This window comes from Aureimonas populi (genome assembly GCF_017815515.1).
GTDB classification, from domain to species: domain Bacteria; phylum Pseudomonadota; class Alphaproteobacteria; order Rhizobiales; family Rhizobiaceae; genus Aureimonas; species Aureimonas populi.
The window spans coordinates 2,019,828-2,034,072 of sequence record NZ_CP072611.1; the positions used below are offsets into that span (position 1 = coordinate 2,019,828).

The window sequence follows — 14,245 nt, forward strand, 5'->3', positions numbered from 1 at the left end:
CCGGTCAGCCGCAGGAGGCGCTCACGATCCGGCCCGTGGCCGGGTCCGTCGCCACGGTGACGCGCTCCGGGCGGTAATCTTCCGTGACGGGTTGGCCCGGCGCGATCTGGCGGACCGTCGTCGCGCCCGTCAGGCGAAGGGCCTGCGCATCCGAAACGCGCGCCTGGCCAGCCATGCGCTCGGCGGCCTCGGGGTTGCAAAGGCCCGGCGCGGGCGTCTCCGGCTGCGCGGTGGCGGTGCAGCCCGCCAGCGCCAGCAGGGCGGCCATCGCGGCCGCGCCGGAAAGGGGCTTCATGGTCCTGCAAGTCATCGAACGATCCTCCTTGTTCGGGGACCGCAGACTGGACGGGATTCTGGCCGATGATGGGGCAGAACCCCATCATCGGCGCCCGGCGTCAGATGACGTAGGCGCGCAGCGGCTCGAAGCCGTTGAATGCGACCGAGGCGTAGGTCGTCGTATAGGCCCCCGTTCCCTCGATCAGCACCTCGTCTCCCACCGTCAGCGAGACGGGCAGGGGATAGGGCGTCTTCTCGTAGAGCACGTCGGCCGAATCGCAGGTCGGCCCGGCCAGCACGCAGGGGCTCTTGGCGTCCCGGTCCCGCGCGGTGACGATGGGGTAGCGGATCGCCTCGTCCATCGTCTCCGCCAGCCCGCCGAACTTTCCGATGTCGAGATAGACCCAGCGGTTCTCGTCGCTCGCGGACTTCTTCGAGACGAGCACCACCTCGGCCTTGATGACCCCGGCATCGCCCACCATGCCGCGGCCCGGCTCGATGATCGTCTCGGGCAGCGCATTGCCGAAATGGCGCTTCAGCCCCTCGAAGATCGAGCGGCCGTAAGCCTCGGCGCTCGGCACGTCCTTCAGGTAGCGCGTGGGGAAGCCGCCGCCCATGTTGACGAGCGTGAGCGCGATGCCACGCTCGGCCAGCCGCTGGAAGACATGCGCCGCATCGGCCAGTGCCCCGTCCCAGGCCTGCGTGTCCGTCTGCTGCGAGCCGACATGGAAGGAGACGCCGGTGGCCACCAGGCCGAGGCGATGGGCGTGCTCCAGCACCTCGATCGCCATCTCCGGCACGCAGCCGAACTTGCGCGACAGGGGCCACTCGGCGCCCTCGCCATCGGTAAGGACGCGGCAGAAGACGCGGGCGCCGGGAGCGGCGCGGGCGATCTTCTCCACCTCCTCCACACAGTCCACGGCAAAGAGCGAGACGCCGAGCCCGTGGGCGCGCGCCACGTCGCGCTCCTTCTTGATGGTGTTGCCGTAGGAAATGCGGCCCGCGCTGGCCCCGGCCTCGAGCGCCATCTCGATCTCGGCGACCGAGGCGCAATCGAAGGAGGAGCCGAGCGCGGCGAGCAGCGCGAGAATCTGCGGGGCAGGATTGGCCTTTACCGCGTAGAAGATCGAGGAATCGGGCAGCGCGCGGCGAAAGCCGTTGAAATTCTCGCGCACGACGTCGAGATCGACCACGAGGCAAGGGCTCATCGGTCGTCGCTGGCTGAGGAAATCGACGATGCGTTGGGTGGCCATCTTCAGCTCTCCCTTGGGAAACCGGGCAGGGACAAGATGCGTGCGCGCCTCCGGTCGCCGGACGGCGGTGAAGCCGGCTCGACGGGAAGGGACGCGAAACGCGTCAACGTTGCGCGAGCCGTTCCGACAGGAAACGGATCGACCGCGCGTCTTAGTCTGCCGTGGCTTGGAGGGCTTGGACCCGCCGCACTTCTGGCAAGGATGGTGTGCCTCTTCAGTTTTCCCGGTGGTGGAGACCGGGAGAGACCAGAAAGGCCCGGACCGTCGTTGCTTCAAGGCGTCCTCGTTTTCGCTAGCCGCGAAACCGACTGGATGTGTTACGTCCAGGTACCGTCCCGGCAACCCTCGCATTTGAGGACCGGGGGACGCCCACAGGCACGTGCGACATGGGGCAGCCGCGATATAGAAAAGCGCGCCGTCACACACAATGGTAAAAATCGCGGCCATTGATTTTCGTGCAAGCTCGCCCGAACTTGCGCATCCCGAACGGCGCGGCGTCGCGGGCGAGCGAAGGAGACCGGGATGGACACGCTGACGCGCATGCGCGCCTTCATCGCCGTGGTGGAGAACGAGGGTTTCTCGGCGGCCGCGCGCAAGACGGGCCGCTCCAAGGCGCTGCTCTCCAAATATGTGCGCGAGCTGGAGGACGAGCTGGGTGTCCTTCTCATCAACCGCACCACGCGCCAGGTGGCGCTGACGGCGGCGGGGGAGGTCTATTTCTCGCGCGCCGCCACGATCCTGTCGGACCTGGAAAGCCTGAACGAGGAGGCGCGCGAGGCGACCGGCGAGACGAAGGGCACGATTCGCGTCTCGGCCGCGCGCACCTTCGGCGATGCCGAATGCGGGCATTCGCTGGTGGAGTTCGCGCTTGCCCACCCCGACATCACCCTCGACATCCATCTCGACGACAATTTCGTCAATCTGGTCGAGGAGGGCTACGACGTCGCGATTCGCATGACGCGCCTGCCCGATTCCTCGCTGATCGCCCGGCGGCTGGGGTCGCTCGGCATGGTGATCTGCGCCAGCCCGGACTTCATCGCCAGGCACGGCCGCCCCACCCATCCGCGCGAGCTCTCCAGCCTGCCGGCGGTGGTGGATTCCAATGCCCGTTCGCTCAACAACTGGACCTTCACCGACCCCGCCACGGGCGAGCCGATTCCGGTCAACGTCACCGGCCGGTTCTGCGCCAATTCGCCCATCACCGTGCGCGCGGCCACGCGCGCCGGGCTGGGCGTGTCGCTGGCGCCCGAATTCGTGGTGAAGGGCGATCTGGAGAGCGGGCGGCTGGTGCGGATCCTGGAGGATTTCACGCCACAGGGCGCGGGCATCTACGCCGTCTTCCCCCATCGCCGGCATCTTCCCGCCCGAACGCGCCTCTTCGTTGACTTCTTGGCAAGCTGGTTCCGCAAGAATGAGCCCTCACGCGAGGCGAAGGACGAACTGACGCCCGCGTGATGCGTGGAGCCGTCCCCTATGCGCCGCCTTGCCCGCCTGTTCCTTCTCTGCCTTGCGCTGATGCCGGCGGCGGCGCTCGCCGCGCCCTCCGATCCGCGCGAGACCATCTTCGTGGGGGATTACGAGGCCGGCACCATCGTGGTGATGACGGGCGCGCGCCAGCTCTTCCTCGTGACCGGGCCGCAGACGGCGTTGAAATACGACATCGCCGTGGGCAAGCCGAGCGAGCAGTGGTTCGGCGAGAGCTGGGTGTCCAAGAAGCGCGTGGACCCGACCTGGGTGCCCACGCCCTCCATGCGCCGCAGCAATCCGCGCCTTCCCGCCTCCATCGGCCCCGGCCCGTCCAACCCGCTCGGCCAGCGCGCCCTTAATCTGGGCTGGGGCACCTACCGCATCCACGGCACCAACTCGCCCAACTCCATCGGCTCCGCCGCCTCGGCCGGCTGTTTCAGGATGCGCAACGCAGATGTGATCGACCTGTTCGAGCGCGTGCATGTGGGCGCGCAGGTCGTGGTCCTGCGATAAGCCATCCCGGCTTTCAAAGTTCGGTCAATCTTGGCGGGTCATAAGAGCCTCCGGTAAGGAGGGGACCTCGTCTTGAAGCATTGCCGCCTTGGGATTGCCGCCACGGCCCTGGCTGCCGTCTGCACCGCGCCGCAGGCGCTCGCCCATCCGCATGTGTTCGCCGAGGCGCGCATGGAGATCGTCGGCACGCCGGAGGGCCGGCTGGCTTCCGTGCGCAATATCTGGCGCATGGACGAACTCTTCTCCTCCTCCGTGCTCTTCGACTTCGACCGGAACCGCGACGGCCGGCTCGACGAGGAGGAACTGGACGCGATCGGCGCGGTGGTGCGCGAATCGCTGGCCGAATGGGGCTTCTACACCTTCGTGGAGATCGCCGGCCGCGAGGTGAAAATGCGCGCGCCCGACCAGATCCGCACCCTCTACCAGGAGGGGCAGCTCCTGATGTTCTTCGAGATGGCGGCGGACGAGGAGATCGACCTGAAGGCGACGCCGGCGACCTTCTCCGTCTTCGACGACAGCTTCTTCGTCGCCTTCGACTTCGCGGGGGAGGGCGCCTTCCAGCTTCTAGACATGCCCGGCAATTGCGCCATGGCCGTGGACGTGCCGGACCCCGACGCCGCCGCGCAGGAGTGGATGGCCGAGATATCCATGCTGGGGCCCGACCAGTCGATTCCCGAGGACGGGGTGGAATGGGGCAGCATCCTCTCCACCAGGGCGAGGGTCACATGCGGCTGAGCCGGCTGGCCGTTGCCGCCCTTCTGGCGGCCGCCGGGCCGGCGCTGGCGCAGTCGCCGCTGGGCATCGGCAACGCGGAGGTGGCGGTGCAGCCGGGCTCGGGCGCACTCTTCACCTGGATCGCCGTGAAGCAGCAGGAGTTCTTCGCCGGCCTTCGTGCCGCACTCGTCGGCCTGCGCGGCGGCTCGGCCGGGCTCTGGTGGCTGGTGGCCCTGTCCTTCGCCTACGGCGTGTTCCATGCCGCCGGGCCGGGGCACGGCAAGGCCGTGATCTCCACCTACATGCTGGCGAACGAGGTCGCCCTGCGGCGCGGCGTCCTCCTCTCCTTCGTCTCGGCGCTGGTGCAGGCGCTGGCCGCGCTCGCGCTGGTGGGGGTGGGCTGGTATCTCCTGCGCGGCTCGGCCGTGACCATGACGCAGGCCGGCCGCTGGATGGAACTGGCCTCCTACGCATTGGTGGCGGTGTTCGGCGCGGGGCTGCTCCTGGCGAAGCTGCGGGCGCTGTGGACGCGCCGCGCCGCGCGGGCGCCCGCGCCGGCCACCGGCGGGCTGTCCTTCGCCGGCGGCGGTGCAGGCGCCGGCCCTATCATGCGCCCCGCCTCAGGCGGGATCGCCGCCGATGTCTGCCGCGATCCGGCGGGCGAGGCTTGCGGTTGCGGGCGCGCCCATATGGCCGACCCGGCGCTGCTGTCCGGCGAGCGCTTCGGCCTGCGTTCGGCCGCCTCGGCGGTGCTGGCGGTGGGCCTGCGCCCCTGCTCGGGCGCCATCGTCGTCCTCACCTTCTCGCTGGTGAACGGCCTCTATCTGGCGGGCGTCCTGTCAGTCCTCGCCATGGCGATGGGCACGGCGATCACCGTGGCGGCGCTGGCCTGCCTCGCCGTCTACTCAAAGGACATCGCGCTGCGACTGGGCGGCTCGCAAGGGGCCTTCCTGCGCGACGCGATCGAGATCGCGGGGGCCGCGCTCCTGCTTCTCCTGGGGCTCGCGCTCCTGGCCGGCGGGCTTCAGCTTCCCCTGTAGGCGCGGCAGGCCGCGCCGAAGGCGCGGAAGATCGCCGCCGAGGCGGGGTCGCTCTCCACCCAATATTCCGGGTGCCATTGAACGCCGAGGGTGAAGCCTTCGGCGCCCGCCACCGAGACCGCCTCGACCGTGCCGTCTTCGGCACGCGCTTCCACCGCCAGGCCCTCGCCCAACCGGTCGACGGCCTGGCGGTGCAGCGAGTTGACGCGAATCTCCTCGGCCCCGACGATCTCCCGCAACCGCCCGCCCGCTTCCACCCGCACCGGATGGCGGATGGCGAAGCGTTCCGCCTGTTCGGGAAGTTCGGGCGCGCGGTGGTCGTGGCGGCCGTCCAGCTCCTGGATTTCCGTGGCCAGCGTGCCGCCGAAGGCGACGTTCAGCTCCTGGTGCCCCCGGCAGATGGCCAGCAGCGGGAGGCCGAGGCGCACCGCGCCGCGGATCATCGCCACCGAGAGCGTGTCGCGGTCCCGGTCATAGGGCTCGTGCCGCGCCGAGGGCGCCACGCCGTAACGCTCGGGGTGGACGTTGGAGGCCGAGCCGGTCGTCAGCACGCCGTCGAAGCGCGACAGCAGGGCCTCCACGTCGAACCCCTCCGACAGCGCCGGCACGATCACCGGCACCGCGCCCGCCCCCTTCAGGATCGCCTTGAGATAGGTGTCCGGGCTGCAATGCCAGACATAGGTCTCGAAGGCACGGACATCGGCGGGAACGGCGACGAGAAGCGGCAGGGTCATGAAAAGGGCCTTGGCGGGTGCAACCGCCGCCTCATGCTCTCTCGCGCCGCGATCCGCAAGGCTGGAGCATGGCTTGAGCCGCCCCTTCGCAAGCCGCGCCGTTAACCTCTCATTAACCATACCGGCAGATGAATCGGACCCGCGTATCCGAGTTCGCGGAGCGCCGGCGAGGAGGACGGGAAGCGCGAGACGGCGCGGCGCGGGCCCCCTGAAAAGCCGGCGGCCGTTCTCCTTCAAACCCGCTTTGTCCCAGGCGCGGAAGGCCGGGCCTTTCGCTCCACGCCATAGGAATGTCGCCATGATTCCCGTGATCGCCATCGGGTCGCTGAAGACCTCCGGCACCACCACGCTCGCGCTCTCCCTTGCCGCCGTCGCCGCCGCCGCCGAGATTCCGGTGGTGCTGATCGACGCGGCGCGCGACCGCGATCTCGTGGCCTGGGGCGAGAAGCCCGGCCGTCCGGCCTCCTGCACCGTCGAGGCGGCCGGCGACGAGGCGGCGCTGGAGCGCATCGTGCGCGCCGCGCGCCGCCGGGGCGACCTCGCCATCATCGATGCCGGCGACCAGCCGGAGATGATTCGCGCCGCCGCCCGGCTCTGCGACCGGGCGCTGATCCCCGTGCGCTTCTCGCCGCTGTCGGTCTGCGCCGCGCTGCTCACCGACACGCTTCTGGCCGGCGATGCCGGCAAGGGGCGGCGCGGGCGCGACCGCGCCTTCGTGGCCAGCGCCATCGCCACCATTCCCAGCCGCGTCGCGCGCGCCATCGAAGCCATGATGGGCCGCAGCACCACCCCGCGCCTGGAGATCGGCCTCATGCAGCGCGCGGCCTACGAGGCGCCGTTCCTGCATGGCGGCACCATCTTCAGCCTCCCGGAGGACGCCGCCCCCGGCCTCGACCGCGCGCGGGCCGAGGCGGCGACCCTCGCCTACGAGGTCGGCATTCTGGGGGCTGCGCGCGAGGACGAGGCCGGCGAGCCCATGGCGCAGGCGGCCTGAGGCCCCGCCGCCGCTTTCGCTTCCCGGCCCGGACGTGCCAGAAGGCGTCATGGATGAGCCTCAGGAGCCCGCCGCCCGCCCGCGCAAGAGCGCGGTGACGCCCGATTATCTCTGGCGGGCGGCCACGCATTATCTCGAACGCTACGCCTCCTCGCGCGGCAACCTGAAGCGCATCCTGGAGCGCAAGGCGGCACGCCGCTTCGTCCTGCGGGAGGAGGAGCCCCGGGACGTCTCGGGCCCCATCGAGGAGGTGCTCGACCGGCTGACGGAGCTGAAGCTGCTGGACGACGCCGGCTTTGCGGAGGCGAAGCTTGCAAGCCTCAGGAGGCGCGGAGCTTCCCGCCGGCAGGCCGAGGCCCGGCTGCGCCAGAAGGGGGTGGACCGGCAGACGCTGGAAGGCGCGCTGGCGGCCGACGAGACCAGCGAGGAGGAGGCCGCGCGCGCCTATGCCCGCCGCCGCCGGCTCGGCCCCTGGCGCACGCGTGAGCGGGGTGAGCGCCGCGACCGCGACCTCGCCGCGATGATTCGCGCCGGCTTCTCCTTCGAGGTCGCCGCGCCGGTGATCGACGGGGCGGCGGAGGATGCGTTTTCGTAAGGCAGCCACGGAGAGGGAACCGCCCCGAGCCCAGGCCGTTTTCGTCTCGAACCCCCAACACGCGAATCCTGCGACGCCGCCTCCCGCGGCATCGCGATTCGCCGACAAGGAGATTTGAGATGCCGAGCATCAGGAACGCCAGGATCGCCATTCTCGCAACCGACGGTTTCGAGCAGTCGGAACTGATGCAGCCGCTGCAGAAGCTGCGCGAGGCGGGCGCCACCGTCGAGGTGCTGTCGCTGAAGGACGGCGAGATCAAGGGCTGGGACGAGAAGGACTGGGGCGACAGCGTCAAGGTCGATCGCCTGGTGAAGGACGCCAGGGTCGAGGAATACGACGCCCTCGTGCTGCCGGGCGGCCAGATCAACCCGGACGTGCTGCGCGCGGACGAGACGGCGGTGAAATTCGTCCACGACTTCTACAACACCAAGAAGACGCTCGCGGCGATCTGTCACGGGCCGTGGCTGCTGGTCGAGGCCGGCGTCATCGAGGGCCGCGACGTCACCTCCTACAAGTCGATCAGGACCGATATCGTCAATGCCGGCGGCCGCTGGCAGGACGCCGAGGTCGTCACGGACGAGGCGCTCATCACTTCTCGCAATCCGAACGACCTGCCGGCCTTCATCGCCAAGATCATCGAGGAGGTCGAGGAAGGCCGCCACGAGCAGCGCCAGGCCGCCTGAGGCGCGCCATCCGCGGAGATGGAAGAGGGGCGCCGCAAGGCGCCCCTCTTCGCGTCAGGATGTCGGGGACTTGCCGAAGCGGTCCACTTCCGCGCGGATCGCGTCCTTGGCGGCCTGCTCGCTCGCCTGCTCGTGGCTGCCCTCGCCGGAGCGGGCCTCGCCCTTCGCCAGTTCCTCCTCGAGGCTGGTCCCTTCCTTCCGGATGGGCGTGTCGCCGACCCGCCCCACGTGGGGCTCCTTGCCCTCGTCACCGAGCACGCTGAGGCTGGCGTCCAGCCTCGCGTCGTCGCGCCTGTTCTTCGTCTCGTCGGCCATGGCGAACTCCTCCACCGGTTGCGTTCGGAGAAGGAAGCGGTCAGCGCGGGGCCAAGGTTCCACGCCGCCGGAGCGAAGTTCTCGCGGGCCGGCGTGCGGAACGGTTTGCTAGCGCTCGCCGCTTTCGTATATGTGACCGGGTGACATAGGATATGCCGCACGAACGGAGGGCGCTTTGGCCGAAGAGTTGAAGAACGAGCCGATCACATACGCCGCCATGGACTATGCCGAGCACGAGAGAACTTACACGCGCTTCCTCTGGCTGGTGAAGTACGGCACGATCGTGACGGTCGCCATCCTTCTGGGCATGCTCGCCGGGCTCATCGGCTCCTGGGGCGTCATCGGCAGCGTCTTCGTCTTCGTCGCGAGCACCGCCGTCCTGTCTTACGTATTGAGTTGACGAGGCGCGCGGCGGTAAGCCGGCGCAGGGGATCGGGGCCCCAGGGGGAATAGCAATGAAATTGTTCGTGCCGCGCGAGCGGGAAGGGGGCGAGACGCGAGTCGCCGCGTCCCCGGACACCGTCAGGAAGCTGGCGGGCCTGGGGGCCGAGATCGTGGTCGAGGCGGGAGCGGGCGAGGCTTCGCGCATGACCGATCCGGCCTTCGAGGCTGCCGGCGCCAGGATCGGCTCGGCCGAGGACGCGCGCGAGGCCGATGTGGTGCTGAAGGTGCGCCGGCCGAACGCGCGGGAGATATCCTCCTACAAGCGCGGCGCCGTCGTCATCGCCATCATGGACCCCTACGGCAACGAGGCGGACGTGAAGGCCATGGGAGATGCGGGCCTCACCGCCTTCGCCATGGAACTCATGCCGCGCATCACCCGCGCGCAGGTGATGGACGTTCTGTCCAGCCAGGCCAACCTTGCCGGCTACCAGGCGGTGCTGGACGCGGCGGCCGAGTTCGACCGCGCCTTCCCGATGATGATGACGGCGGCCGGCACCGTCCCGGCCGCGCGCGTCTTCGTGATGGGCGCGGGCGTCGCCGGGCTCCAGGCCATCGCCACCGCGCGCCGCCTCGGCGCCGTGGTGACGGCCACCGACGTGCGCCCGGCCGCCAAGGAGCAGGTGGAGAGCCTCGGCGCCAAGTTCATCGCGGTGGAGGACGAGGAGTTCAAGGCAGCCGAGACGGCCGGCGGCTACGCCAAGCAGATGTCGGCGGAGTATCAGGCCAAGCAGGCCGAGCTGACCGCCTCGCACATCGCCAAGCAGGACGTGGTGATCACCACCGCGCTCATTCCCGGCCGCCCCGCGCCGCGCCTCGTGACGCGCGCCATGGTGGAATCCATGAAGCCCGGCTCGGTCATCGTCGACCTGGCGGTGGAGCGCGGCGGCAATGTGGAGGGCGCCGTTCCGGGCGAGGTGGCGCAGGTGGGGCCGGCCAGGATCGTCGGCCACCTGAACGTGGCGGGCCGTATCGCGGCGACCGCCTCGCTGCTCTACGCCAAGAACATCGCCGCCTTCCTGGAGACCTTGATCGACAAGGATGCCAAGGCGCTGAAGCTGGACCTCGCCGAGGAGCTTCAAAAGGCGACGGCGCTGACGCATGACGGGCGGGTCGTGCACCCCGCCTTCCTGTCCGTCGAGGATGAGACGCCGGTGCCCGTGAGCGAGGGCGAGGATGCATCCGCCGCCGCCGAGGTCGAGGCCGGCAGCGAGAAGAAGCCGGAGGGAGAAGCCTGATGGAACACGAGACCCTCCAGCAAACCCGCGCGGCGCTGGACAGCGCCGCCGCCGCGGTGTCCGCCGCCCGGCAGAATGTCGAGACGCTGGCCGCCGAACGTGGCGGCGAGCTTCTGGCCCAGGCGGCGGTGAATCCCTTCGTCTTTCACCTCGCCATTTTCGTGATGGCGATCTTCGTGGGCTACTATGTCGTCTGGTCGGTCACGCCGGCCCTGCACACGCCGTTGATGAGCGTCACCAACGCCATCTCCTCGGTCATCATCGTCGGCGCGCTGCTGACGGTGGGCATCTCCTCCTCTGGCCTTGCCACGACCTTCGGCTTCGTCGGCCTCGTGCTGGCCAGCGTCAACATCTTCGGCGGCTTCCTCGTCACCCAGCGGATGCTGGCCATGTACAAGAAAAAAGAGAAGTAAGGCCATGTCCGAAAGCTTCGCGGCCTTCCTCTATCTCGTCTCCGGCGTCCTGTTCATCCTGGCGCTTCGCGGCCTGTCGCACCCCACCACCTCGCGGCAGGGCAACCTCTTCGGCATGATCGGCATGGGCGTGGCCGTGCTGACGACGCTCTTCCTGGCCGGCCCCTCCTTCGGCGGGCTGCTGATCATCGTCATAGGCGTGGCCATCGGCGGCGGCATCGGCGCCTATGTGGCCCGCTCCATCCCGATGACGGCGATGCCCCAGCTCGTCGCGGCCTTTCACTCGCTCGTGGGCCTTGCGGCCGTGGCGGTGGCGGCCGCGGCCCTCTACGCCCCCGAATCGATCGGCATCGGCTCCGTCGGGGCCATCCACGGGCAGGCGCTGGTGGAGATGTCGCTGGGCGTGGCCATCGGCGCCATCACCTTCACCGGCTCGGTCATCGCCTTCCTCAAGCTCGACGGGCGCATGAGCGGCAAGCCGATCCTGCTGCCCTCGCGCCACCTCATCAACATCGCGCTCGGGGCGGCCATGCTGCTCCTGATCGTGGTCTTCGCGATGACGGAAAGCCATCTGGCCTTCTGGCTGATCGTGGTGGTGGCGCTGGCGCTGGGCGTTCTGCTCATCGTGCCCATCGGCGGGGCGGACATGCCCGTCGTGGTCTCGATGCTGAACTCCTATTCGGGCTGGGCGGCGGCCGGCATCGGCTTCACGCTCCAGAACCTCGCGCTCATCATCACCGGCGCGCTGGTCGGCTCCTCGGGCGCGATCCTGTCCTACATCATGTGCAAGGGCATGAACCGCTCCTTCATCTCCGTCATCCTCGGCGGCTTCGGCGGAGATGCCGGCGCGGCGGCGGCTCAGGACCTTGGCGACCGCACGGTGAAGCAGGGCTCGGCGGACGATGCGGCCTATCTGATGAAGAACGCCTCCCGCGTCATCATCGTGCCGGGCTACGGCATGGCCGTGGCGCAGGCCCAGCACGCTCTGCGCGAGATGGCCGACCTCCTGAAGGCGGAAGGGGTGGAGGTGAAATACGCCATCCATCCCGTGGCCGGCCGCATGCCGGGCCACATGAACGTGCTGCTTGCGGAGGCCAACGTGCCCTATGACGAGGTGTTCGAGCTGGACGACATCAATTCCGAGTTCTCCCAGACGGACGTCGCCTTCGTCATCGGCGCCAACGACGTGACCAACCCGGCGGCGCGCGACGACAAGACCTCCCCGATCTACGGGATGCCGATCCTGAACGTCGACCAGGCGCAGACCTGCCTGTTCATCAAGCGCTCGCTCGGCTCCGGTTATGCCGGCATCGACAACACGCTGTTCTACAAGCCCAACACGATGATGCTCTTCGCCGACGCCAAGAAGATGGTCGAGGACATCAACAAGGCCCTGGCGAACTGACGCCTGGCTGGCTTGAAACGCAAAGGCCCGCCGGAGCGATCCGGCGGGCCTTTTTCGGTTGCGGCTTGGTGCCCTACTGGACGACGATCACCTCGGCCGCCGGCTCGACCGGAATGGCGGACGCGAGCGTGAATTCGGTGACGCCGAGCGCCGCGTTGACTCCCTCCTGCGCCTGAAGGCTGACGGGCTGAAGCGTGAAGCCTTCCGAAGAACCGCCGACGAGGAGATTGGCGCCCGCACCGATGGCGAAGGAGGCGCTGGCGCTGGCGCCCACATAGCGCCCGGCCAGCGCGCCCGGCGCGTAGACATCGGACGAGGCGGCCAGAACCGTCCATTCCATGACGGTCTCGCCGGTGACGCCGATGTCGAGCCCGAATTTCTCGAGCGTGCCGACATAGGTCTCCGAGGCCCCGCCGCCCACGGCCTCGAAGGTGCAGGCGACGTTTTCCGACGAACCGATGATATAGCCCGTGGAGCCTTCGCTGAGGCAGGTGAGGGAGCCGAGCGTGACCCCGGACTGCGCGTTTGCGGCCGGTGCGGCGCTGACCGCCGCAAGAAGAACGGAGCCGGCGGCAAGGCTGCGGGCAAGGCGGGGGAGGGACATGGAAACTGCTCCTGACAAACCGATTGTCCCATCACAACAATGTGCGGGGGCAAGAGGTTTCAGGAGGCGGGCATGAAAAGGGCCGGACAAGCCGGCCCTTGGGGAGTCGCGTGAGGAGAAGCGCCTCAGGCGCCCGCACCGCCCACGCGCGCCAGGCCCTCGCGGGCCGGGGCGTAGTTCGGGTCGAGCTGCGCGGCGCGGGCGAAGGCGCTGCGGGCCCGCTCGCGCTCGTTGGACGCCTCCAGCACGATGCCCTGGTTGACCCAGAACTCCGCCCGGTTCCCGTCCAGCCGCAACGCGTGATTGATATCGGCGCGCGCGTCCTCGTAATTGTTCAGCGCCGCATAGGAGATCGCCCGGCCCGAATAGGGCTCCGGCGAGCTGGCGTCGATGGAGATCGCCGCCGAGAAATCCTCGATGGCCTGCCGGTGCTGTCCGTCGAGCTGATAGAGCAGGCCGCGATTGTGGTAGGCGCGCGGGTCGGTGGTGTTGAGGTCGATGGCGCGCTGGAAGTCCGAGAGCGCCTCGCGGTTGCGCCCGGCCACGCGGTAGATGTTGCCGCGCCCGATATAGGCGGTGTCGTAGCTCGGATTGATCTGCAGGGCGCGATTGTAGTCCTCCACCGCGCGCACGTTCTCGTTCGTCTGCCGGTAGACCAGCGCCCGGTTGGCATAGGCCTGGTAGAAGTTCGGGTCGAGCCGGATGGCGGTGGAGAAGTCCTCCAGCGCCCGGCGGTAGTCGCCGCCGCGCGCATAGGCGCTGCCGCGCACATTGTACGGCTCGGGGTTGTTCTGGTCGGCGTTGACCGCCGCCGTGAGCGAGGCGATGTTCTCCGCCGAGCCCTGCGCCTGATCGAGGCTGATCGCCTGGAGCGACGGGCCGGTCGCGGACTGGCAGGCCGTGAGGAAAAGCGCGCCGGCCAGCCCGAGCGACAGGCGAAGCGGCAAGGCGCAGGGCCTTTGAGCGGTGCGGCGGATGGGGAAGGCGATCGGGCTCACGCTGCTTGGTCCTCCGGCAGGGGTGCGTTCGTTCTGTCAAACCTGCGGCCCGAGGCTGCGGGCCGGGGAAGCCGCCCCGGCGGCCGGGCGAGCCGCAAGGTCATGGCGACCGCAAGCATACGAAAAAGGCGGCGGGCCGAAAGGCCCCCGCCTTGTCGCTATCTCGCGAAACCGCCCGAAAGAAGGCGTATCAGCGCGTGGGCGCCACACGGCCGCCGGGAACGAGGCCTTCGCGCTGGGCGCGCTTGCGCGCCAGCTTGCGGGCGCGGCGCACCGCTTCGGCCTTTTCGCGTGCGCGCTTCTCCGAGGGCTTCTCGTAGAAGTTCCGCATCTTCATCTCGCGGAAGATACCCTCGCGCTGCATCTTCTTCTTGAGCGCGCGGAGGGCCTGATCGACGTTGTTATCGCGGACGAGTACCTGCAAGGAAAAGATCCGTATCTGGCGGTTTCGACGAGGCTGGAGAGGCCGGATCGAAAACCGAAAGAGGCCTCTCGCGAAAAGCGGGAGCCTTTCGCAAGTGGCGGGTCCATTAGCAGGCACGCGGCGGCTTGTCGAGAGGGT

Annotated in this window: 18 protein-coding genes; 11 read left to right on the plus strand and 7 right to left on the minus strand. The window is 69.0% G+C overall.

Annotated features, from left to right (window positions below; all coding sequences use genetic code 11):
* Positions 1–4: 4 nt before the first annotated feature.
* On the minus strand, positions 5–310 hold the full coding sequence (locus J7654_RS09300; protein ID WP_245195444.1) for an I78 family peptidase inhibitor: 306 nt from the start codon (positions 308–310) through the stop codon (positions 5–7).
* 85 nt (positions 311–395) lie between these two features.
* A complete protein-coding gene (gene odc2, locus J7654_RS09305; RefSeq protein WP_209735641.1) occupies positions 396–1,529 on the minus strand; it encodes an ornithine/lysine decarboxylase in 1,134 nt (377 codons plus the stop codon).
* Between the two features lie 522 nt (positions 1,530–2,051).
* On the opposite strand from odc2, the gene J7654_RS09310 reads away from it, so the two are divergent.
* The 4 genes from J7654_RS09310 to J7654_RS09325 all read left to right on the plus strand — a co-directional run bounded on the left by J7654_RS09310 (position 2,052) and on the right by J7654_RS09325 (position 5,263).
* Positions 2,052–2,984, plus strand: coding sequence for a LysR family transcriptional regulator (locus J7654_RS09310; RefSeq protein WP_209735642.1), 933 nt, complete (start codon positions 2,052–2,054; stop codon positions 2,982–2,984).
* Between the two features lie 18 nt (positions 2,985–3,002).
* The gene (locus J7654_RS09315) at positions 3,003–3,509 is read left to right on the plus strand and encodes a L,D-transpeptidase (RefSeq protein WP_209735643.1); all 507 of its coding nucleotides are present in this window, start codon (positions 3,003–3,005) and stop codon (positions 3,507–3,509) included.
* A gap of 72 nt (positions 3,510–3,581) precedes the next feature.
* Complete coding sequence (locus tag J7654_RS09320; protein ID WP_209735644.1) at positions 3,582–4,244, plus strand: DUF1007 family protein; 663 nt, start codon at positions 3,582–3,584, stop codon at positions 4,242–4,244.
* Complete coding sequence (locus J7654_RS09325) at positions 4,199–5,263, plus strand: nickel/cobalt transporter (protein ID WP_377946328.1); 1,065 nt, start codon at positions 4,199–4,201, stop codon at positions 5,261–5,263. The genes J7654_RS09320 and J7654_RS09325 overlap by 46 nt, the downstream gene beginning before the upstream one ends.
* Here J7654_RS09325 and J7654_RS09330 read toward each other — a convergent pair.
* A complete protein-coding gene (locus J7654_RS09330; protein WP_209735645.1) occupies positions 5,248–5,997 on the minus strand; it encodes a gamma-glutamyl-gamma-aminobutyrate hydrolase family protein in 750 nt (249 codons plus the stop codon). The two genes, J7654_RS09325 and J7654_RS09330, sit on opposite strands and share 16 nt — an antisense overlap.
* 298 nt (positions 5,998–6,295) lie before the next feature.
* Between J7654_RS09330 and J7654_RS09335 the strand changes: the two genes are divergently transcribed.
* From J7654_RS09335 to J7654_RS09345, 3 genes are all read left to right on the plus strand, one after another.
* Positions 6,296–6,991 (plus strand): chromosome partitioning protein ParA, encoded by a 696-nt coding sequence (locus J7654_RS09335; RefSeq protein ID WP_209735646.1) that lies wholly within the window; start codon positions 6,296–6,298, stop codon positions 6,989–6,991.
* Positions 6,992–7,040: 49 nt separating this feature from the next.
* On the plus strand, positions 7,041–7,586 hold the full coding sequence (locus J7654_RS09340) for a regulatory protein RecX (protein ID WP_209735647.1): 546 nt from the start codon (positions 7,041–7,043) through the stop codon (positions 7,584–7,586).
* A 119-nt stretch (positions 7,587–7,705) separates the two neighbouring features.
* Positions 7,706–8,269 (plus strand): type 1 glutamine amidotransferase domain-containing protein, encoded by a 564-nt coding sequence (locus J7654_RS09345; protein ID WP_209735648.1) that lies wholly within the window; start codon positions 7,706–7,708, stop codon positions 8,267–8,269.
* A gap of 54 nt (positions 8,270–8,323) precedes the next feature.
* Here the strand turns inward: J7654_RS09345 and J7654_RS09350 are convergent, their stop codons facing one another.
* Positions 8,324–8,584, minus strand: coding sequence for a hypothetical protein (locus tag J7654_RS09350; protein ID WP_209735649.1), 261 nt, complete (start codon positions 8,582–8,584; stop codon positions 8,324–8,326).
* A 175-nt stretch (positions 8,585–8,759) separates the two neighbouring features.
* On the opposite strand from J7654_RS09350, the gene J7654_RS09355 reads away from it, so the two are divergent.
* The 4 genes from J7654_RS09355 to J7654_RS09370 are packed head-to-tail and all read left to right on the plus strand — an operon-like array spanning position 8,760 to position 12,081.
* Positions 8,760–8,984 carry an aa3-type cytochrome c oxidase subunit IV gene (locus tag J7654_RS09355; protein WP_245195445.1) on the plus strand — a complete coding sequence of 75 codons (225 nt, stop codon included), beginning with the start codon at positions 8,760–8,762 and terminating at the stop codon, positions 8,982–8,984.
* A 49-nt stretch (positions 8,985–9,033) separates the two neighbouring features.
* Positions 9,034–10,263, plus strand: coding sequence for a Re/Si-specific NAD(P)(+) transhydrogenase subunit alpha (locus tag J7654_RS09360; RefSeq protein WP_209740389.1), 1,230 nt, complete (start codon positions 9,034–9,036; stop codon positions 10,261–10,263).
* Positions 10,263–10,676: a proton-translocating transhydrogenase family protein gene (locus J7654_RS09365; protein ID WP_209735650.1), complete on the plus strand. Its 414-nt coding sequence runs from the start codon at positions 10,263–10,265 to the stop codon at positions 10,674–10,676. The genes J7654_RS09360 and J7654_RS09365 overlap by 1 nt, the downstream gene beginning before the upstream one ends.
* Positions 10,677–10,680: 4 nt before the next feature.
* Positions 10,681–12,081, plus strand: coding sequence for an NAD(P)(+) transhydrogenase (Re/Si-specific) subunit beta (locus tag J7654_RS09370; RefSeq protein WP_209735651.1), 1,401 nt, complete (start codon positions 10,681–10,683; stop codon positions 12,079–12,081).
* Between the two features lie 73 nt (positions 12,082–12,154).
* Here the strand turns inward: J7654_RS09370 and J7654_RS09375 are convergent, their stop codons facing one another.
* The 3 genes from J7654_RS09375 to rpsU all read right to left on the minus strand — a co-directional run bounded on the left by J7654_RS09375 (position 12,155) and on the right by rpsU (position 14,107).
* A complete protein-coding gene (locus J7654_RS09375; RefSeq protein WP_209735652.1) occupies positions 12,155–12,685 on the minus strand; it encodes a DUF992 domain-containing protein in 531 nt (176 codons plus the stop codon).
* Positions 12,686–12,810: 125 nt separating this feature from the next.
* Entirely contained in the window at positions 12,811–13,683 is an 873-nt protein-coding gene (locus tag J7654_RS09380; RefSeq protein ID WP_209735653.1) for a tetratricopeptide repeat protein, read from the minus strand.
* Between the two features lie 190 nt (positions 13,684–13,873).
* Positions 13,874–14,107 (minus strand): 30S ribosomal protein S21, encoded by a 234-nt coding sequence (rpsU, locus tag J7654_RS09385; RefSeq protein ID WP_209735654.1) that lies wholly within the window; start codon positions 14,105–14,107, stop codon positions 13,874–13,876.
* Between the last annotated feature and the right edge of the window lie 138 nt (positions 14,108–14,245).